The sequence below is a fragment of the Streptomyces sp. NPDC045021 genome, from assembly GCF_056432645.1.
Map to the genome: position 1 here is coordinate 1 of NZ_JBWKIQ010000003.1, position 20,026 is coordinate 20,026.

General features: G+C 71.0%; 16 protein-coding genes and 2 rRNA genes. 10 read left to right on the plus strand and 8 right to left on the minus strand.

The genetic code is table 11. The features are described from left to right. Positions 1-90, plus strand: a 23S ribosomal RNA gene (locus AC07DC_RS11385); the annotation flags it as partial. Between the two features lie 78 nt (positions 91-168). Continuing rightward, positions 169-285: ribosomal RNA gene (rrf, locus tag AC07DC_RS11390) — 5S ribosomal RNA — on the plus strand. A 182-nt stretch (positions 286-467) separates the two neighbouring features. Here the strand turns inward: rrf and AC07DC_RS11395 are convergent. The 5 genes from AC07DC_RS11395 to AC07DC_RS11415 are packed head-to-tail and all read right to left on the minus strand — an operon-like array spanning position 468 to position 5,939. Beyond that, complete coding sequence (locus AC07DC_RS11395) at positions 468-1,778, minus strand: DUF58 domain-containing protein (RefSeq protein ID WP_478914138.1); 1,311 nt, start codon at positions 1,776-1,778, stop codon at positions 468-470. Positions 1,779-1,795: 17 nt separating this feature from the next. After that, positions 1,796-2,761 carry an AAA family ATPase gene (locus AC07DC_RS11400; RefSeq protein WP_478914140.1) on the minus strand — a complete coding sequence of 322 codons (966 nt, stop codon included), beginning with the start codon at positions 2,759-2,761 and terminating at the stop codon, positions 1,796-1,798. Further along, positions 2,758-4,014 carry a DUF4350 domain-containing protein gene (locus AC07DC_RS11405; RefSeq protein WP_478914142.1) on the minus strand — a complete coding sequence of 419 codons (1,257 nt, stop codon included), beginning with the start codon at positions 4,012-4,014 and terminating at the stop codon, positions 2,758-2,760. The genes AC07DC_RS11400 and AC07DC_RS11405 overlap by 4 nt, the downstream gene beginning before the upstream one ends. After that, the gene (locus tag AC07DC_RS11410; protein WP_478914144.1) at positions 4,011-4,652 is read right to left on the minus strand and encodes a DUF4129 domain-containing protein; all 642 of its coding nucleotides are present in this window, start codon (positions 4,650-4,652) and stop codon (positions 4,011-4,013) included. Before AC07DC_RS11410 ends, AC07DC_RS11405 begins: the two co-directional genes overlap by 4 nt. 6 nt (positions 4,653-4,658) lie before the next feature. After that, positions 4,659-5,939, minus strand: coding sequence for a DUF7847 domain-containing protein (locus tag AC07DC_RS11415; protein ID WP_478914146.1), 1,281 nt, complete (start codon positions 5,937-5,939; stop codon positions 4,659-4,661). Positions 5,940-6,026: 87 nt separating this feature from the next. Here AC07DC_RS11415 and mtnA point away from each other — a divergent pair, with 87 nt between their 5' ends. The 7 genes from mtnA to AC07DC_RS11450 all read left to right on the plus strand — a co-directional run bounded on the left by mtnA (position 6,027) and on the right by AC07DC_RS11450 (position 14,413). Beyond that, positions 6,027-7,094, plus strand: coding sequence for an S-methyl-5-thioribose-1-phosphate isomerase (gene mtnA, locus AC07DC_RS11420; protein WP_478914148.1), 1,068 nt, complete (start codon positions 6,027-6,029; stop codon positions 7,092-7,094). A 243-nt stretch (positions 7,095-7,337) separates the two neighbouring features. Further along, positions 7,338-8,015 (plus strand): two-component system response regulator MtrA, encoded by a 678-nt coding sequence (mtrA, locus tag AC07DC_RS11425; protein ID WP_478914150.1) that lies wholly within the window; start codon positions 7,338-7,340, stop codon positions 8,013-8,015. A 1-nt stretch (position 8,016) separates the two neighbouring features. Next, positions 8,017-9,927, plus strand: a complete 1,911-nt coding sequence (gene mtrB, locus AC07DC_RS11430; protein ID WP_478914152.1) for an MtrAB system histidine kinase MtrB — start codon at positions 8,017-8,019, stop codon at positions 9,925-9,927. Then, positions 9,927-11,777, plus strand: coding sequence for an LpqB family beta-propeller domain-containing protein (locus tag AC07DC_RS11435; protein WP_478914154.1), 1,851 nt, complete (start codon positions 9,927-9,929; stop codon positions 11,775-11,777). Before mtrB ends, AC07DC_RS11435 begins: the two co-directional genes overlap by 1 nt. A 95-nt stretch (positions 11,778-11,872) precedes the next feature. Then, positions 11,873-12,619 (plus strand): ComF family protein, encoded by a 747-nt coding sequence (locus AC07DC_RS11440; protein ID WP_478914156.1) that lies wholly within the window; start codon positions 11,873-11,875, stop codon positions 12,617-12,619. A gap of 247 nt (positions 12,620-12,866) precedes the next feature. Beyond that, positions 12,867-13,541 carry a ribosome hibernation-promoting factor, HPF/YfiA family gene (gene hpf / locus AC07DC_RS11445; protein ID WP_478914158.1) on the plus strand — a complete coding sequence of 225 codons (675 nt, stop codon included), beginning with the start codon at positions 12,867-12,869 and terminating at the stop codon, positions 13,539-13,541. A 131-nt stretch (positions 13,542-13,672) separates the two neighbouring features. Beyond that, positions 13,673-14,413, plus strand: coding sequence for a response regulator (locus AC07DC_RS11450; RefSeq protein WP_138358878.1), 741 nt, complete (start codon positions 13,673-13,675; stop codon positions 14,411-14,413). 78 nt (positions 14,414-14,491) lie between these two features. Here AC07DC_RS11450 and AC07DC_RS11455 read toward each other — a convergent pair whose 3' ends face one another. Both AC07DC_RS11455 and AC07DC_RS11460 read right to left on the minus strand, forming a co-directional pair. Continuing rightward, a complete protein-coding gene (locus AC07DC_RS11455) occupies positions 14,492-15,688 on the minus strand; it encodes a winged helix-turn-helix domain-containing protein (protein WP_478914161.1) in 1,197 nt (398 codons plus the stop codon). A 153-nt stretch (positions 15,689-15,841) separates the two neighbouring features. After that, positions 15,842-16,432, minus strand: coding sequence for a GNAT family N-acetyltransferase (locus AC07DC_RS11460; RefSeq protein ID WP_478914163.1), 591 nt, complete (start codon positions 16,430-16,432; stop codon positions 15,842-15,844). 197 nt (positions 16,433-16,629) lie between these two features. On the opposite strand from AC07DC_RS11460, the gene secA reads away from it, so the two are divergent. After that, the gene (secA, locus tag AC07DC_RS11465) at positions 16,630-19,407 is read left to right on the plus strand and encodes a preprotein translocase subunit SecA (RefSeq protein ID WP_478914165.1); all 2,778 of its coding nucleotides are present in this window, start codon (positions 16,630-16,632) and stop codon (positions 19,405-19,407) included. A 144-nt stretch (positions 19,408-19,551) separates the two neighbouring features. Here the strand turns inward: secA and AC07DC_RS11470 are convergent, their stop codons facing one another. Next, positions 19,552-20,016, minus strand: coding sequence for an Rv3235 family protein (locus tag AC07DC_RS11470; RefSeq protein ID WP_478914167.1), 465 nt, complete (start codon positions 20,014-20,016; stop codon positions 19,552-19,554). Positions 20,017-20,026: the final 10 nt, after the last annotated feature.

Consider the following 20,026-nt stretch of genomic DNA (forward strand, 5'->3'; position numbering starts at 1 on the left):
TCCCAGTAGACGACTGGGTTGATAGGCCAGATGTGGAAGCCCGGTAACGGGTGGAGCTGACTGGTACTAATAGGCCGAGGGCTTGTCTAACTATTTTTGCTTCGCGTCCACTGTGTAGTTCTGAAGTAACGAACCGTGATGATACCCGGTTGGTTAACTTCATAGTGTTTCGGTGGTCATAGCGTTAGGGAAACGCCCGGTTACATTCCGAACCCGGAAGCTAAGCCTTTCAGCGCCGATGGTACTGCAGGGGGGACCCTGTGGGAGAGTAGGACGCCGCCGAACAATCATTGAGAAGAAGCCCCCAGGCTATTGCCTGGGGGCTTCTTTGCGTTCCCGGTGCGGTTCTGCGGTGCCGGCACCGCACCGGCACCAGTGCCTGCAGAGCTCCGCCCATAGGGCATGGGCGGCGGAGCCCGAGCTCTCCAGGGGAACCTTCCAGGTGCCCGCATGACTTTCTCCGGGTCCTACAGGCGGCCGGCGGCCTTCAGGGCCAGGTATGCGTCCGCCAGGGCGGGCGCGATGTCCACCGGCGGGGCGTCGACGACGGTGATGCCGTGCCGGGAGAGGCGGCGGCCGGTGCGGCGGCGTTCGGCGCGCGACTGTTCCGCGGCCGCGGCCGCGTAGACGGCGTCCAGGGTGCCGCGACCCCGCACCATTTCCTCGATGCGGGGATCGGCCACGGACGCGATGAGGACTTCGTGCCGATGGGTGAGCTGCGGCAGTACGGGAAGCAGGCCCTCTTCCATCGGAGCCGCGTCGAGGCCGGTGAGCAGGACGACGAGGGACCGGCGCGGGGCGCGCTGCAGGATCGCGGCGACCAGGCCCCTGGCGTCGGACTCGACCAGTTCGGGTTCGATCGGCGCCATCGCGTTGACGAGGGCCGGAAGCATGTCGGTGGTGCTGCGGCCCTGGACGGAGGCGCGGGTGGCGCGGTCGTAGGCGAGGAGGTCCACGCGGTCGCCGGCCCTTCCGGCCAGGACGGCGAGCAGCAGCGCGGCATCCATGGCGGCGTCGAGGCGGGGAGCGTCACCGACCCGGCCGGCCGAGGTTCGGCTGGTGTCGAGCACGATGAGGATGTGCCGGTCGCGTTCCGGTCGCCAGGTGCGGACGGCGACGGTCGAGCGGCGGGCGCTCGCGCGCCAGTCGATGGAGCGGGTGTCGTCGCCGGGGATGTACTCACGAAGCGAGTCGAATTCGGTGCCCTGACCGCGGATCAGAAGTGAGGTACGGCCGTCGAGTTCGCGGAGCCGTGCCAGTCGTGAGGGCAGGTGCTTGCGGCTGGTGAAGGGCGGCAGGACGCGGACGGTCCACGGGATGTTGTGCGAGCCCTGGCGGGCGGCGAGGCCGAGCGGACCGTGCGACCGCACGATGACGCGTTCGGCCCGGCGGTCGCCGCGGCGGGTGGGGTGCAGCACGGTCGTGACGCGGCGGCGCTCGCCGGGCGGGACCACCAACCGGTGCCGGGAAGCGGCGACTTCGGTGCCCGGCCGCCAGCTGCTGGGCGGCCAGGAGTCGCGCAGCAGGGCCCGCAGCGGTCGGCCGCTGGGGTTGGTGACGGTCAGCGTGACGCTCGCGGTTTCACCGAGTCGAACGGATGTGTCACCGATTCGAGTGAAATGGAGCTTTCGCACTGGCGCGGCGAGCGCGAGGTCGCACAGAATTCCGAGGAGAAGAACGCCTTCGACAGCGAGGATGCCGCTCCAGCCGGGGAGCAGCAGGCCGACGGCGAGGGCGCCGATTGCGGCGAGAAGGGCGGTACGTCCGGTGAGGGCCATGGGTTGTTCCTGCCGGCCTAGCGGGGCACGGGGACGTGGGCGAGGATCGCGGTGATGACCGAGTCGGCCGTCACGCCCTCCATCTCGGCCTCGGGCCGGAGTTGCACCCGGTGGCGGAGGGTGGGCAGCGCGAGTGCCTTGACGTCGTCGGGAGTGACGTAGTCGCGGCCGGTGAGCCAGGCCCAGGCACGGGAGGTCGCCAGCAGAGCGGTCGCCCCACGCGGTGACACACCGAGGGTGAAGGAGGGGGATTCTCGGGTGGCTCGGCAGAGGTCGACGATGTAGCCGGTGATTTCGGGGGAGACGGACGTCTTGGCGACGGCGGAGCGGGCGGCTTCGAGGTCGTCGGGGCCGGCGACCGGACGCAGGCCGGCGCCCGCGAGGTCCCGGGGGTTGAAGCCTTCCGCGTGCCGGGTGAGGACGTCTATCTCGGTGGCTCGGGAGGGCAGCGGAAGGATCAGCTTCAGCAGGAATCGGTCGAGTTGGGCTTCGGGGAGGGGATAGGTCCCCTCGTACTCGACCGGGTTCTGGGTGGCTGCGACGAGGAACGGGTCGGGGAGGAGGCGCGGGGTGCCGTCGACCGATACCTGGCGTTCTTCCATCGCTTCAAGGAGGGAGGCCTGGGTCTTGGGCGGTGTGCGGTTGATCTCGTCGGCGATCAGGAGGTTGGTGAAGACCGGGCCGGGCTGGAAGGAGAACTCGGCGGTGCGGGCGTCGTAGACGAGGGAACCGGTGACGTCACCGGGCATGAGGTCGGGCGTGAACTGGACGCGCTTGGTCTCCAGTTGGAGCGAGGCAGCCAGGGCGCGGACCAGGAGGGTCTTGGCGACTCCGGGGACGCCTTCCAGAAGGACATGGCCGCGGCAGAGCAGGGCGACCACCAGGCCGGTGACTGCTGCGTCCTGGCCGACGACGGCCTTGGCGATTTCGGTGCGCAGGGCCTCGAGCGAGGCGCGGGCACTGTCGGCTGTCGGGGCGCTCACGGAGTTGCGTACCTCTCTGTGGAAGTGATCCGGCGCTCAAGGGCGTCGAGTTCGTCGGCCAGACGCAGCAGGGCCGCGTCGTCGGAGGGTGGCGGGCCGTAGAGGAGCGCGCCGGGGTCGGGATGGGAAGTGCCGGGGCCGGGGCTTCCGAGCAGGGCGGCGACGGCTGCGGTGAGGGCCTCGGGGGCGGGTGCCGGGGAGATGCCGACGATCGGCGCGAGCCGATCGCGGGTGGCCTGGCGCAGTGCTTCGGCGGCCCTGGCACGGGCGTTGGCCCGGCGGTAGAGGCGGGCGCGGCCTTCGGTGGCTTCGGAGGCGTGCACCGCCACGGGGAGTCGTTCGGCGATGACCGGGCCGAGTCGGCGGGACCGCCAGAGCGCGGTGAGGATGGCGGCGATCAGCAACTGGAGGAGGCCCCAGCTCCAACCGTCGGGGATGAGGTCGAAGAAGCTCTTGCGCTCGCCGGTGAGTGCGGAGGCGTCGCTGAGGGAGGGGAGGTACCAGACCAGTTTCGGGTGGGCGCCGAGGAGTTGGAGGGCGAGGGAGGCGTTGCCCTGCTCGTCGAGGCGGTTGTTGGTGAGGAGGTCGGCGGAGCCGAGGACGACGGTGTCGCCGCTGCCGGCGTTGGGCAGCCGGATCAGGGTGGGGTTGCCGCCGCTGGGATAGCAACGGTCGGCGCCGGGGACGGAGGTCGTGTACTCGACGCCGCCGAGCTCGACGTCGCCCGCGCGGGTCGCGCTGGACAGAGAGCACTGCGGGGTGAGGGTCCGGGTGTCGGTGGGCCCGAGGGACCGGACGCCGGGGGCGAGTGCCTCGGCCGCGGAGGGGCCGGGGGAGACGAGGACGGTACGGCCGCCGGACTGTTCGGCGGCGCTGTGGAGGAGGGACTTCTGATGTGCGGTGAGCAGGTCGGGGACGGCCACGAGCAGGGTGGTCTCCCTGTCGAGGGCGGCGGTGGCCTCGTCGGTGGTGGTCACGACGGTGGTGGTGACGCCCTGGGCCGCCAGGAGTTGGGCGACCGCGCGGCTGCCCGCGGGGTCGGCGGAGCGGGGGTCCAGTGCGCCGTGGCTCTCGCCGGAGCGCAGCGCGGCATAGCCGATGCCGAAGATGAGCACGGCGAGCGCGGCTGCCAGGAGGGCGCGCGAGCGGGTCCACAACTGGCGGGCAGTGGGCGAGACCGACGTGTCGACCGGGTCGGCCGGTCTGTCGGCCGAGGTGTCCGGGGCGGGTGCTTCGGTGAGGGGAGTGGTCATGGGCGGGCGTCCCCGGCATCGGCGAACTGTGGTTTGGCTCGCTGCAGTTGGGTGTCGAGGTCGCACAGGACCGTGTACGTCTGCTCGGTGCCGGTGCGGCCGCCGTAGGTGAGGTCGTCGAAGAGCCGGGCGGCGTCGCCCAGTGCGGTGGAGTGGGCGGGCAGGGCGCGGCCGGCGTCCGCGGCGGCCTCGTCGGCGGTGCGGCCCGGGCGCGGGTCGAGGACGGTCCGCTCTTCCAGGGCGCGGACGAGGGCGCGCATCCGTTCCTGGGACGCCTCGGTCCATCTGCGGGCGGCGGCGTGCTGTTCGGCGGCAGCGCGGTGTTCTGCGGCGGTGCGGGGGCGGTCACCGAACAGGCCGGGTCCGCCGGTGGAGATCTGCCGTACCTTGCCGAGCCGCCAGCGCAGGGCGACCAGCAGCAGTACGACGGTCAGGGCGATGGCCAGGAGCCCCACCCCGCCGCCCGGGGTGGCGCCGGAGGCTGCCGTCAGGAGGTCGTCGACCTTGTCCCAGAACCAGTCCAGGGCGCGCTGGAACAGGCTCGGGTCGTGCTGGTGGTAGATCCCCTTGGACAGCTCGCGCTCGGCCGCTTCGCGGGCGGCGTCGCGCGGGGTGGTGACCGGTGCGTCCCCCGACACCTGGGGTCAGCTCTCGGGAGTGGTGCGGTCCGAGGGCGGGGTGTCGCCGTAGCCGGGGAGGCCTGCGGCGCGGGCCAGTTCGATGTCGAGGGCCTCGCGGCGGATCCGCTGGTCCATGTAGAGCAGGGCGGTGACGCCCGCGCTGATGGGGAGGGTGATGGCAGTGCCGATGACGGCGCCGATGGCGGAGATGACGAGGAAGGTCCAGCCGACGTCCGCGGTTCCGGACATGAGGGAGGGCATGCCGTCGCCGCTGACGGCACTGGCGAGGATGGTGAACGGCGTCTGGATGATCCCGGAGACGATGCTGACCAGGAGCCAGGCGAGCAGCTGGACGCCGAGGATCCGCCACCAGGAGCCGCGGACCAGTTTCATGGAGCGCTTCATGGAGGTGATGACGCCCTGCTTCTCCAGCATGAGCGCGGGGGAGGCCAGGCTCCAGCGGACAGACAGCCAGATCGCCACGACGCAGGCCGCGAGGCCGCCGATCACGGCGAGGAAGATACCGCCGTTGGTACCGCCCAGCGCGATGATCACGATGCCCGGTACGGTCCCCACCGCGATGATCAGACCGGCGAGCAGCGGCAGCAGCAGGGTCAGTCCGAGCAGGCGGAGCAGCTGGGGACGGGAGTCGTGCCAGGCCTCGCCGGTGGTGACCGGGCGGCCCAGTACCGCGCGGCTGACCACCATGGTGAGCATCGCGGTCGCGAAGATCATGGCGAGCAGGCTGATCAGGGCCGCGATGCCCGAACCGGCGAGAGCGCCGCCGGCTGACCGCAGGATCTCGCCCGATGTCGCGTTCGGGTCCTTCTGTACCCGGCTGAAGTCCGAGTTCTCGTTCAGGAACAGGCCCTGGACGACGACGAGTACGGCCTGGGTGACCAGGGCGACGGCCAGGGCGATGCCCAGGACGACCCGCCAGTGGGCGCGCATGGTGGAGACCGCGCCGTCGAGGATCTCACCGACGCCCAGCGGGCGGAGCGGGATCACGCCGGGCTTGGCCGCCGGGGGCCTGCCCCAGGGCGCCGACTGCCAGCCGCCCGGGGCACCGCCCCAGCCGGGGCCGGGCTGCGGGGGCGGCGGAGGCGGGCTGCCCCAGCCGCCCCCGGCCGGAGCGGACCACTGGTTGGGCGGGGGCTGCTGCTTGGACCAGTTCGGAGCCGCGTCCTCCGGAGCCGGAGCCGGAGCCGGGGGTGGGGGCGGGGGCGGTGCCTGGGGACTGTTGCCGCGCTCCGACTCGTCGGAGTCGGAGGATCCGGGCGATGCCCAGCCCGGAGTGTCGTTCATCGCTGCTGCCCCTTCGCCTGCGTTCAGTGTGCTGGCCATCGTGCCATGGGCTGCCGCCGGTGGGGCCCGGCAGGGCAGACTGGGCAGATGGGTGATCAGTTCTCGATACCGGTGGCCGCCGTAGTTCCCGCGCTCCGATGGGAGGAACCACCGGAAGGGCCGGTGCTGGTGCTCCTCGACCAGACCCGGCTGCCGGTCGAGGAGGTGGAGTTGGTCTGCACCGATGTGCCGGCCTTGGTCCAGGCGATCCGCGATCTCGCGGTGCGCGGCGCACCGCTCCTGGGTCTGGCCGGGGCCTACGGAGTGGCCCTGGCCGCGGCGCGCGGCTATGACGTGGACGAGGCGGCGGAGCTGCTCGCGGGCGCCCGGCCGACCGCCGTCAACCTGGCGTACGGGGTGCGCCGCGCGATGGAGGTGTACCGGGCGGTAGCGGCCGACGGCCTGGACGCGGCAGCGGCTGCCGTGCTCGCCGAGGCGCGTGCGCTGCACGCCGAGGATGCGGCGGCCAGTACGTCCATGGCCCGCCTCGGCGCCGAGCTGCTCGCGGAGCTGGCACCCGGCGGTGGCTACCGGATCCTGACCCACTGCAACACCGGGGCCCTGGTCTCCGGCGGCGAGGGCACGGCACTCGCCGTCGTCCTGGCGGTGCACCGCTCCGGTGAGCTGCGCCGGTTGTGGGTCGACGAGACCCGGCCACTGCTGCAGGGGGCGCGGCTGACCGCGTACGAGGCGGCGCGCGCCGGCATGCCGTACACCGTGCTCACCGACAACGCGGCCGGTTCGCTCTTCACCGCGGGCGAGGTCGACGCGGTGCTGATCGGCGCGGACCGTATCGCCGCCGACGGTTCGACGGCGAACAAGATCGGCAGCTATCCGCTGGCCGTGCTCGCCCGGTACCACAACGTGCCGTTCATCGTGGTGGCACCGTGCACGACGGTCGATCTGGCGACTCCTGACGGGGCCGCGATCGAGGTGGAGCAGCGCCCGGGCCATGAGGTGACGGATCTGGGGTCGCCGCTCGGGGCTCAGGCTTACAACCCCGCGTTCGACGTCACGCCGCCGGAACTGATCACGGCCATCGTCACGGAGAACGGCGTCGTTTCTCCCGTCACGGCGGACGCACTGAGGGTGATGTGCGCTTCCCGCGCGGAGTGAGGGCCGGCACCGTCTCGCGCTTGCGCTGCGTAACCTGTGCGGTGGCTCTGGCGCACGGTTCTACCGTGAGTGGCGAGATCATGCACTGGCGTCACTGCGCAGGTCCGGTGTGACCTATACGCCATTTTTCAACGCGGCGCGATACCGCAGGTCAGTGGCTGACCTGGGCAGACACGCCCGAGGATGGGGTGACCATTAACACGCTGGTCGATCAAACGGTTACGACAATGGGATGATGATGCAATGAAGGGTCGAGTCCTGGTCGTCGATGACGACACCGCACTGTCCGAGATGCTCGGCATCGTGCTGCGTGGTGAAGGTTTTGAGCCGTCGTTCGTAGCAGACGGTGACAAGGCCCTTGCCGCTTTCCGGGAGACCAAGCCTGATCTGGTTCTCCTCGACCTCATGCTCCCGGGTCGGGACGGCATCGATGTATGCCGCCTGATCCGTGCGGAGTCCGGGGTACCTATCGTCATGCTCACCGCGAAGAGCGACACGGTCGACATCGTGGTGGGTCTGGAGTCCGGCGCCGACGACTACGTCGTCAAGCCGTTCAAGCCGAAGGAGCTGGTCGCACGCGTCCGGGCCCGGTTGCGGCGGGCGGAGGAACCGACGCCCGAGCAGCTCGCCATCGGTGACCTCGTCATCGACGTGGCCGGGCACTCGGTCAAGCGGGACGGCCAGCCGATCGCGCTGACCCCGCTGGAGTTCGACCTGCTGGTCGCGCTCGCCCGCAAGCCCTGGCAGGTGTTCACCCGCGAGGTGCTGCTGGAGCAGGTGTGGGGTTACCGGCACGCCGCGGACACCCGGCTGGTCAATGTGCACGTTCAGCGGCTGCGCTCCAAGGTCGAGCAGGACCCCGAGCGCCCCGAGATCGTGGTGACCGTCCGCGGCGTCGGCTACAAGGCGGGTCCGGGCTGACATGTCGGCGTCGTACGAGCGTGAGCGCTTGGAGAGCCGGCATGCGGACCCGCTGAGCGGTCTGCTGCCGGTGCTGCGCTCGTGCGTGCGCTGGGCACGCCGTCCGCTGCTGCCCGCTGTCCGGCTGTGGCGGCGCAATATCCAGCTGCGGGTGGTGGCGGTGACGCTGCTGATGTCGCTGGGTGTCGTGCTGCTGCTGGGCGTGGTCGTCATCGGCCAGGTGAAGAACGGCCTGCTCGACGCGAAGGAGCAGGCGTCGCGGGGCCAGGCGAGCGGCGGCTTCTCCGTGGCGCAGGCGCAAGCCGACAAGGAGAAGGAGCGGGACGCCGTTCCGGTCGCGGGCGGTGGGGCCACCCGCGGGATGATCGACTCCGGCACCTGGCTGAACAACCTGGTCGGCCAGCTCGCCAGTGGCGGCAAGGGCGTCTACTCGGTCGTCGCGCTGAGCCCCGGGACCGGCGACGGGGCCGATGCCCGCGGTCCGCGCACCTCGGGCCTGGTGCTGCCCGATGACAGCATTCCGCAGGACCTGCGGGACAGCGTGGAGACGCGTTCCGGGTCGCACGAGACATACGCGACGATCAAGCGGGAGAACGATCCGCGACCGGAGAACGCGCTGGTCATCGGCAAGCGGCTGAGCGATGTGAACGGCAAGCCGTACCAGCTCTACTACCTCTTCCCGTTCGACCAGGAGGAGACCACCCTCGGGCTGGTCAAGCGCACCCTGGCGACCGCCGGGATCTTCGTCGTGGTGCTGCTCGGGGCCATCGCCTGGCTGGTCACCCGCCAGGTCGTCACGCCGGTCAGGATGGCCGCCGGGATCTCCGAGCGGCTCGCCGCCGGCCGGCTCCAGGAGCGGATGAAGGTCTCCGGTGAGGACGACATCGCGCGGCTCGGCGAGTCGTTCAACAAGATGGCGCAGACCCTGCAGATCAAGATCCAGCAGCTGGAGGAGTTGTCCCGGCTGCAGCGCCGCTTCGTCTCCGACGTCTCGCACGAACTGCGGACGCCGCTCACCACCGTCCGGATGGCCGCGGATGTCATCCATGACGCCCGCGAGGACTTCGACCCGGTGACCGCGCGCTCCGCGGAACTGCTCGGCAGCCAACTCGACCGGTTCGAGGGGCTGCTCTCCGACCTGCTGGAGATCAGCCGGTTCGACGCGGGCGCCGCGGACCTGTCCGCCGAGCCGATCGACCTGCGTGACGTGGTGCGGCGGGTGGTGGAAGCTGCCGAGCCGCTGTCCGATCGCAAGGGCAGCCGGGTGATCGTCAGGGGCGACGAGCAGCCGGTGATAGCGGAGGCCGACCCGCGCCGGGTCGAGCGCGTCCTGCGCAACCTCGTGGTCAACGCCGTGGAGCACGGCGAGGGCCGCGATGTGGTGATCCGGCTGGCGACGGCCGACGGGGCGGTCGCCGTCGCCGTACGGGACTACGGCGTAGGACTCAAGCCCGGTGAGGCGACCCGGGTCTTCAACCGATTCTGGCGCGCCGATCCGGCGCGCGCCCGTACCACCGGCGGAACGGGCCTCGGCCTGTCGATCGCGGTGGAGGACGCCCGGCTGCACGGCGGGTGGCTGCAGGCGTGGGGCGAGCCCGGCGGCGGCTCGCAGTTCCGTATGACGCTGCCGCGTACGGCGGGCGAGAGCCTGCGCGGCTCACCGATCGCGCTGGAGCCCGAGGACTCCCGGCGCAATCGCGGTCTGAACGCTTCCGGTGTGCCGCCGCGGCCGGACGCACCACCGATGCCGCCGCCGCGCGCCTCCTCGCTGTCGCCCGCGCTGCCGCCCATGCCGTCCGCCCCGGCGCGGCCGCCGTCCGCGAACCCCGCGGCGCTGCCCGGGAACGGGTCGCGAGTGGTGGGGCACGAGTCGGGCGTCCCGGGGGACGCCGTACGGGAGGACGAACGCTGATGCGGGCGATGGGGGAGCGGCAGAGCCGATGGGGCAGCCGGCGGGCCCGGCTGTGGCTGCCGCTGGTCTGCGCGGTGCTGCTCGCGGGGTGCGCCTCGATGCCGGGCAGCGGCGAGGTGCACAAGGTCGCCGGAGAGCAGAGCGCCGACTCGGACCAGCAGGTGCAGGTGCTCGGGATCAAGCCGCAGGCCGGCGAGTACCCCGACCAGATCGTGCGCGGCTTCCTGGAGGCGACCACCAGTGACGAGGCCGAGTACGCGACGGCCAAGGAGTACCTGACGACGGCGATGGCCCAGCGCTGGGACCCGTTCGCGAAGATCACGGTGCTCTCGGGCGGCCCGTCGCCGGTCGAGGAGCAGGTCGGGACCGCGCGCAAGGAGGGCTACCACTCGTTCGGGCTGAGCGGTACCCAGGTCGCGGCGGTGGACGAGAAGCACGCCTACACATCGGGCGACGGAACGACGTTCCACACCTCCTTCTTGTTGGTGAAGGAGAAGAACGAGTGGCGGATTGACTCGGTCGACAACGGGCTGGTCCTCACCGAGTCCGACTTCCAGCGGATCTACCACTCCGTCAACATGTACTACTTCGCCAACCTCGGGACGCCCGGTACGGGTCAGGCCACGCTGGTGGCCGATCCGGTGTACCTGCGGCGACGGATAAATTCGCTGGAGTCGGCGGTGTCGGCGATGCTCGGCGGGCCGACCGACTGGCTCGGCCCGGTGGTGCGCTCCCAGGCTCCCAAGGGCGTGGCGCTCTACACCAAGGACGCGGACCACGGCGTCTCCCTCGACGATTCGCAGCACCTGAGGGTGCGGCTGAACGCGAGGGCGGACCGGATGGGCGCGGCGCAGTGCCAGCTGCTGGCGGCACAGCTGCTGCCCACGGCGCAGAGCCAGTCGGCGACGAAGATCACCTCGGTGGAGGTGCAGCGCGCGAACGGCGACTCGGCGTGCACCCTGTCGGACGAACGGGCCAAGCCGTTTCTGCCCGAGACCCTGAGCGGATCGTCGCCCCGGCAGTTCTTCATCGACGACCACCAGCAGCTCGTCGCGCTGCCCGACGACAACAGTTCACTGGCTGAGCCCGTGCCGGGCGTGCTCGGCGGGGCCACGGCGAAACTGGTGTCGGCAGCGGTGAGGCGGGACGAGCAGTTCGCGGCCGGGGTCAGGACCGGCGGGCGCGACCTGGTCGTCGCGAGCATCTCCAAGAGCTCCGCCGATCCGGGCCGGGTGGCGCTGACCAGCTCCGCGCATGCGGCGAACGACGGTCTGAGCGCGCCCAGCTGGGACGGCTACGGCAACTTGTGGGTGGCCGACCGCGACGGTCCGCGGTCCCGGCTGCTGATGCTCAGCGAGGGTACGGGCGAGCCTCGCGAGGTCCCCGTGCCGGATCTCGGTGACGGGCGGATCCAGTCGCTGCGCGTCGCTCCGGACGGGACGCGGATCGCGATGCTGGTGAAGAGGGACGGCCGGACGACGCTGAAGCTCGGCCGGATCGAGCGGTCCGGGACGGCGGAGGTGCCCGTGATCACGGTGACGGCGCTGAAGGGTGTGACACCGCAGCTGGAGGACGTCACCGCGGCGTCCTGGGCGGGCGGCAGCCGGCTGCTGGTGGTCGGGACCGAGTCGGGTGGTCTGCAGCAGATCCAGTACATGAACACGGACGGCTCATTGCCGTCCACGCCGGCCCTGCCGGGTATCAGTGACGCGGCCTCGGTGGCGGCGTCCGAGGACCAGACGAAGCCGCTGCTGGCGGCGTACAAGGGCGGTATCTACCGGCTGTTGGCGCAGGACGCGAACTGGAAGCAGATCGCGGCGAAGGGCATAGGGCCGGTCTACCCGGGCTGACGTCCGGCCGGGCTCCGGCCGTCCTCCCGCGAGGGTTTTCCACAGGCTGGGCGGGGGTCTGGTGGCGGCGCCCCGCAGCGGGCACAGTGGTGGCCATGCGGGCGTGGTGGCGGGAGTTCGCCGGACTGGTCCTGCCGGTCGACTGCGCGGGATGCGGCAGGCCGCGCACGGCCCTGTGCGGTGCGTGCGGAGAGCTGTTGGGCTCGCCGGACGGGGCGGCCGTGCGGCGGGTGCGGCCGGATCCGGCGCCGGGCGGGCTGCCGATGATCCACGCCGCGGGGACGTACGCCGACGAGGTGCGGGCAGTGGTGCTCGCGCACAAGGAACGCGGCGCTCTGGGGCTGGCCCGGCCGCTGGGCGCGGCTCTGGCCGGGGCGGCGCTGAAGGTGGGCGTCGTGGGGCCGTTGCTTCTGGTGCCGGTGCCGTCCGCGCGGCGGACGGTCGCGGCCCGGGGGCACGACGCCACCCGGCGGATCGCGCTGTGCGCGGCCAGGGAACTGCGGCGATCGGGGCAGCGGGCGCGGGTGGCCGCGGTGCTGCGCCAGCGGCGGGCGGTCGCCGACCAGGCGCGGCTGAGCGGGCGCGAGCGGCTGGAGAACCTGTCGGGTGCTGTAGTGGTCGCGAGGGGTGGTCACAGGCTGCTGGCGGTGGCTCCTGTGGTGCTGGTGGACGATCTGATGACGACCGGGGCCTCGCTGGCCGCGGCGGCGCGGGCGGTGGAAGCGGCCGGCGGCCGGATCGCCGGTGCGGCGGTGGTCGCCGGGCCGGCGGAAGCGGAACTTTGGCCGGAAACACATCGTTGCAGCCAGTACAGCCGGGCGTTCACCCGAACGGAGGTATAGCGATGCTGGGGATGCCGACCTCCGCTCTCCAGGACTATGTTCGGTTGTGAGGCAAGGTGAACATCGTGGGGTGTTGATCTTGCCGGTGGGGGAGAAGGAGGTGAAAGCGGCAGCTTCGGTGGCTCCGGGGAATTCCGGGGCAGGAGAGGCAGCAGCTGACGCAGCGCCGGACGGGACAGGTGCCCGGCCGGCCTAAGCGAATGGGATGCGCTCCGCGTGTTCGGAGCGATCCGGAACGGAGTTCTGAGTGGACATCGTCATCAAGGGCCGCAAGACCGATGTGCCTGATCGGTTCCGGAAGCACGTGACCGAGAAGCTGGACAAGATCCAGAAGCTCGACGGCAAGGTGATCAGCCTTGACGTCGAGGTGTCCAAAGAGCTCAACCCCCGCCAGTCGGACCGTTCCGACCGGGTGGAGATCACACTGAACACCCGCGGCCCCGTGGTGCGAGCCGAGGCCTCTGCGGCCGATCCGTATGCCGCGCTCGACCTCGCGGTGGCCAAGTTGGAGGCGCGGCTGCGCAAGGCGGCCGACAAGCGACGGGTGCACCATGGCGGCGGACGTACGCCGACCAGTGTCGCCCAGGCCACCGCCTCGCTCACCGGGCTGAACGGCTCGGCACCCGCACCGGCCGCGGAGAACGCCGTACCGACGACCCGGATCGGGTCGCTCGAGGTACAGGGGGACGGCCCGCTGGTGGTGCGCGAGAAGACGCACGCCGCCGCGCCAATGGCGCTCGACCAGGCCCTCTACGAGATGGAGCTGGTCGGGCACGACTTCTATCTGTTCATCGACTCCGACACGGGCTCACCGAGTGTCGTCTACCGGCGGCACGGCTACGACTACGGAGTCATTCACCTGAAGGCGGACCCGTCCGCCGAGGAGGCGCCCGCAGGCGCGGGCGGCGCGCTACGCCGCTGATTTCCGGCTGAAACGCACTACTGATGGCGTCGCCCCCGGGGTTCTCCCGGGGGCGACGCCGCACCCCGGACAGGTCCCGGACATGAAAGCATGGGCCAAGCTGCCAACTCTGGCCTGAGGGGGAGGATCTGATGCCGGACAGCTTCGAGCCCGCAGACATCAGCGACGAGGGGCACGCCCCTGCGAGGGACCACCTGGAGGCGCCCCGCAAGGAGCCCATCAGGGTGTTGGTCGTCGACGATCACGCCCTGTTCCGCCGAGGGTTGGAGATCGTCCTCGCCCAGGAGGAGGACATCCAGGTCATCGGCGAGGCGGGGGACGGCGCCGAGGCGGTGGAGAAGGCCGCCGACCTGCTGCCCGACATCGTGCTGATGGACGTCCGGATGCCAAGGCGCGGCGGCATCGAGGCCTGCACCTCGATCAAGGAGGTCGCCCCCAGCGCCAAGATCATCATGTTGACGATAAGCGATGAAGAGGCTGACCTCTACGAAGCGATCAAGGCCGGCGCGACGGGATATCTGCTCAAGGAGATCTCCACGGACGAGGTCGCCACCGCCATTCGCGCGGTGGCCGACGGCCAGTCGCAGATCAGCCCTTCGATGGCGTCCAAGCTCCTCACCGAGTTCAAGTCGATGATCCAGCGGACGGACGAGCGGCGGCTGGTGCCCGCGCCGCGGCTCACCGACCGGGAGCTGGAAGTGCTCAAGCTCGTGGCGACCGGTCTGAACAACCGTGACATCGCCAAGCAGTTGTTCATCAGCGAGAACACCGTGAAGAACCACGTGCGCAACATCCTGGAGAAGCTGCAGCTGCACTCCAGGATGGAGGCCGTGGTCTACGCGATGCGCGAGAAGATCCTCGAAATCCGGTAACCGGCACGGGATGGCGCCATCAGCGGATGCCGCCCGCCGCGGACGGCGCCGGCGCCGAGCAAGGGCGTTGTGCGCCGGTCAGCGGCGGTCGTGGGTCCGGCGCAACGCGTCCGCCAGCGGCTCCCGCAGCGTTTCCGGCAGCACCCGCTCCACCCGCGCCTCCACGCAGCCGACCCAGCCCGCCGCCTCGGCGATCGCCTCGGCCGCCGGCTGCACCGCCTTCGGGCCGTCGAGCGTCACCTGCCGGGCCACAAGGGTGGTGCCCTCGCGTGCCGGGTCCACCCGGCCCACCAGATTGCCGCCCGCCAGCAGCGGCATCGCGAAGTAGCCGTGGACGCGCTTCGGCTTCGGGACGTACGCCTCCAGCCGGTGGGTGAAACCGAAGATCCGCTCGGTGCGCGGTCGGTCCCAGACCAGTGAGTCGAACGGGGAGAGCAGGGTCGTACGGTGCCGGCCGCGCTTCGCGGCGGACTCGGCGTCCAGCACCAGCGGGTCGGCCCAGGCGGGCTTTCCCCAGCCCTCGACCTCCACCGGGACCAGCCCGGAGCTCTCTATCACCGCCGTCACCTGCTCGCCCTTGAGCCGGTGGTAGTCCGCGAGGTCGGCGCGGGTGGCCACCCCCATCGCCGCCCCGGCCTGCGCCACGAGCCGCCGCATGCACTCGGCGTCATCGAGGTCGTCGTGCAGCAGGGCGTCGGGAATGGCGCGCTCCGCCAGGTCGTAGACGCGCTTCCAGCCGCGCCGCTCGGTGCAGACCACCTGGCCGGTGTCGAGCAGCCACTCCACCGCGATCTTCGTCTCCGACCAGTCCCACCAGGGGCCGCCGTTCTTGGCGCCGCCCAGTTCCGTGGAGGTGAGCGGACCGTCGGCCTTGAGCCGGTCCAGCACGGCGCCGCACGAGCGGTCCGCGTCCTCCAGCACGTGCCAGCGGTGGCCGCGGTCCCGCCGGGCGCGGCGTCGGAAGGCGAAGTGCGGCCACTCCTCGATGGGCAGGATGCAGGCGGCGTGCGACCAGTACTCGAACGCGTGCGACTCGGTCCAGTACGCCTTCTCGACGGCGTCCCGGCCCACCGCGCCCAGCCGCGCGTACGGAATGAGCTCGTGCGACCGTGCCAGCACGGAGATGGTGTCGAGCTGGACCGCTCCCAGCCGGCGCAGCACCCCGCGGACCCCGGCGCGCCGGTCCGGTACGCCGAGCAGACCCTGCGCGCGCAGGGCGATCCGGCGGGCGTCGTCCGCGGACAGGGTGGCTACGGGGCGGGGCAGCGGTGTCATGCCGGAGAGCCTAGAACGCGCCACTGACAATGCCCCGGGCCCGCTGGCGCCCGCGAACCCGTACCGCCGCCGCGCCCGCCGCCGAAAGTCCCTGCGCCGCGCCGGGGGCCCTGCCGGCCCGCGGAAGCGGCTACTCGCGGGAAGGGAGGGCGGCTACTCGCCCGGGAAGGGCAGATACGGCGTCGCCAGCGGCAGGCCCAGGTCCGAGGGGAGCAGCGAACCGGTCCAGCAGTCCCGCCGCGTGCCGTTGTGGACGATCTTGGCTCGCATGGTGCCCTCCATGACGAAGCCGATCCTGCGCGCGACCGCGCGCGACCCCTCGTTGCCCGCGTCCGCGAACCACTCCATGCGCTCCACGCCGAGGTCGGTGAAGGCCCACCGGCACACCTGGAGACCGGCCTCCACCGTGTAGCCGCGGCCGCGGTGTTCCTTGACCGCCCAGTAGCCGAGCTCGGCCTGGTGGTCGGGAGCGCCCATCTTCCCGAGCCGCACCAGCCCGATCGACCCGACCAGCGTGCCGCCGTCCCGGGTGAAGGCGCCGAAGTTGTAGAGGATGTCGTCCGCCCACCCCTGGGCGCTCACCGGGCCGCAGAAGTCCGCCGCGTCCTGGCGGGTGTACGGCGACGGGACGCTGGTCCAGCGGGGGATCTCGGGGTCCTGGCAGGCTTGGTACACCGCGTCGGCGTCGGCCGGCTCCAGCGTGCGCAGGACCAGGCGTTCCGTGGTCAGGGTGATCGGCTCCATGAGCGGAGTATTCCTGACCGCCGGGCCGGTTGAAAAAGCGATTTGTATCACTACGCGGGGTGACGAGGGACCGGTGTGCTGACGGCCCTCCCGGCCTGCTGGTGTCCTCGCTTACGATGGCCGTTGCGGCGGAGTGCATCCCGCTGTGCCCAGCGCGAGATTACGTGCCAGGCCCGACCGGCAAGGAGCCAGCCTACGTGTCCGTCTTCAATAAGCTCATGCGTGCAGGCGAAGGCAAGATCCTGCGCAAGCTGCACCGCATCGCGGACCAGGTCAATTCCATTGAAGAGGACTTCGTCAATCTGACGGACGCCGAGCTGCGGGCCCTCACCGACGAGTACAAGGAGCGGTTCGAGGGCGGCGAGAGCCTGGACGACCTGCTTCCCGAGGCGTTCGCCACGGTCCGCGAGGCCTCCAAGCGCGTGCTCGGCCAGCGCCACTACGACGTCCAGATGATGGGCGGCGCCGCTCTCCACCTCGGATATGTCGCGGAGATGCGCACCGGCGAGGGCAAGACCCTGGTCGGCACCCTGCCCGCGTACCTGAACGCGATCTCCGGCAAGGGCGTCCACCTCATCACCGTCAACGACTACCTCGCCGAGCGTGACTCGGAGTGGATGGGCCGGGTGCACAAATTCCTCGGCCTCGAGGTCGGCTGCATCCTGGCGAACATGTCGCCGGCGCAGCGCCGCGAGATGTACAACTGCGACATCACGTACGGCACCAACAACGAGTTCGGCTTCGACTACCTGCGCGACAACATGGCGTGGTCGAAGGACGAGCTGGTGCAGCGCGGCCACAACTTCGCGATCGTCGACGAGGTCGACTCGATCCTCGTGGACGAGGCCCGTACCCCGCTGATCATCTCCGGCCCCGCCGACCAGGCGACCAAGTGGTACGCCGACTTCGCGCGCCTCGTGAAGCGCCTGAACCGGGGCGAGGCCGGCAGCATCGGCGTCGAGGAGACCGGCGACTACGAGGTCGACGAGAAGAAGCGCACGGTCGCCATCCACGAGAGCGGCGTCACCAAGGTCGAGGACTGGCTCGGCATCGACAACCTCTACGAGTCGGTGAACACCCCGCTCGTCGGTTACCTGAACAACGCGATCAAGGCCAAGGAGCTCTACAAGAACGACAAGGACTACGTCGTCATGGACGGCGAAGTCATGATCGTTGACGAGCACACCGGCCGTATCCTCGCGGGCCGCCGCTACAACGAGGGCATGCACCAGGCGATCGAGGCGAAGGAAGGGGTGGACATCAAGGACGAGAACCAGACCCTCGCCACGATCACCCTGCAGAACTTCTTCCGCCTCTACGACAAGCTCTCCGGCATGACCGGTACGGCCATGACCGAGGCCGCCGAGTTCCACCAGATCTACAAGCTCGGTGTCGTCCCGATCCCGACCAACCGCGACCTCGCGCGGCTGGACCGGGCGGACCTGATCTACCGTACGGAAGAGGCGAAGTTCGCGGCGGTCGTCGAGGACATCGCCGAGAAGCACGAGAAGGGCCAGCCGGTCCTGGTCGGCACCGTCTCGGTCGCGAAGTCCGAGTACCTGTCGGCGCAGCTGTCCAAGCGCGGTGTCCCGCACGAGGTGCTGAACGCCAAGCAGCACGACCGGGAGGCGTCCATCGTCGCCCAGGCCGGCCGCAAGGGCGCGGTCACCGTCGCCACGAACATGGCCGGCCGTGGTACCGACATCAAGCTCGGCGGCAACCCCGAGGACCTGGCCGAGGCCGAGCTGCGCCAGCGCGGCCTGGACCCGGTCGAGCACGTCGAGGAGTGGGCCGCGGACCTGCCCGCGGCGCTGCAGCGCGCCGAGGCGGCCGTCAAGGCCGAGTTCGAAGAGGTCAAGGAGCTCGGCGGCCTGTACGTGCTGGGCACCGAGCGCCACGAGTCCCGCCGCATCGACAACCAGCTGCGCGGCCGCTCCGGCCGTCAGGGCGACCCGGGCGAGTCCCGCTTCTACCTCTCCCTCGGCGACGACCTGATGCGCCTGTTCAAGGCGCAGATGGTCGAGCGCGTGATGTCGATGGCCAATGTGCCGGACGACGTCCCGATCGAGAACAAGATGGTGACGCGGGCGATCGCCTCGGCCCAGTCGCAGGTCGAGCAGCAGAACTTCGAGATCCGCAAGAATGTCCTGAAGTACGACGAGGTGCTCAACCGCCAGCGCGAGGTCATCTACGGCGAGCGCCGCCGCGTCCTGGAGGGCGAGGACCTGCACGAGCAGGTGCGGCACTTCATGGACGACACGATCGAGGCGTACATCGACGCCGAGACGAAGGACGGCTTCGCCGAGGACTGGGATCTGGACCGGCTGTGGAATGCCTTCGGGCAGCTCTACCCGATCAAGATCACCGTCGAGGACCTGGAGGACGCGGCCGGCGACCGGGCCGGCATCACCGCCGAGTTCATCGCCGAGACGGTCAAGGACGACATCACCGAGCAGTACGAGGAGCGCGAGGCGCAGCTCTCCGGTGACGTCATGCGCGAGCTGGAGCGACGCGTGGTCCTGTCGGTGCTGGACCGCAAGTGGCGCGAGCACCTCTACGAGATGGACTACCTCCAGGAGGGCATCGGGCTGCGCGCCATGGCGCAGCGCGACCCGCTGGTGGAGTACCAGCGCGAGGGCTTCGACATGTTCACCGCCATGATGGAGGGCATCAAGGAGGAGTCCGTCGGCTACCTGTTCAACCTGGACGTCCAGGTCGAGCAGCAGGTCGAGGAGGTTCCGGTCGAGGACGCGGTGCCGTCGCTCGTCAAGGACGCCCGCCCCGAGATCCGCGCCAAGGGCCTGGAGGCCCCGAAGCGGGCGGACCGGCTGCACTTCTCCGCTCCTTCGGTGGACGGCGAGGGCGGTGTCGTCGAGGGCGACTTCGAGAGCGAGAGCGGCGGTTCCGACGGGGACGGCCAGACGCGCGCGGAGCGCCGCAAGGCCGCCAAGGGTGGCAAGCGCCGCAAGAAGTAGCGCGGGCACGCGGCACGAGAGCCGCGCGGCACCAATCGAAGCACCGGCCGGGGCCGGGCTCCCATCGCGGGGGCCCGGCCCCGGCCGCGTTCCCAGGCGGCGTGCGGTGCCCGGACGCAGCGCCGGGACGGGCGGACCGCACCGTCAGCGGGCCTCGACCGCGGTGCAGCGCCAGACACCCCCTCCCGCCCCGTCTCCGGCCCCGCCCGCCGGGCCGCGCTCCAGCCGGAAGGCGATGGCGCGGAAGGCGTCGCGGGCCAGCGAGACGACGGCCGTCACCTCCAGGGCGCCGTCGTGCTGCCGTGCGACCTGGCAGCTGTGGACGTACGGTGCCTCCCCGCGGGCCCGGCGCTGCCAGTCGGCGCGGGCGGACACCAGCTCCCAGAGCCGGTCGTAGGCGGGGCCGCGGACCCGGCCGGCCAGGCAGCTGATGGGCCGCCGCCCGGTGAGGACGGTGAGCAGCCGGCCGGCGAACCACAGGTGCGGTGGAACGGCGGCGGGCCGGCCCGCCCGGACCGGCGGGCGCCGGTGGTCGTGCCGGTTCGGCGGCCCGGACCGGCGGGCACGGGAGGGGCCGGGACGGGCGGACGCGGGTGAGGTGACGACCATGGTGGTACCC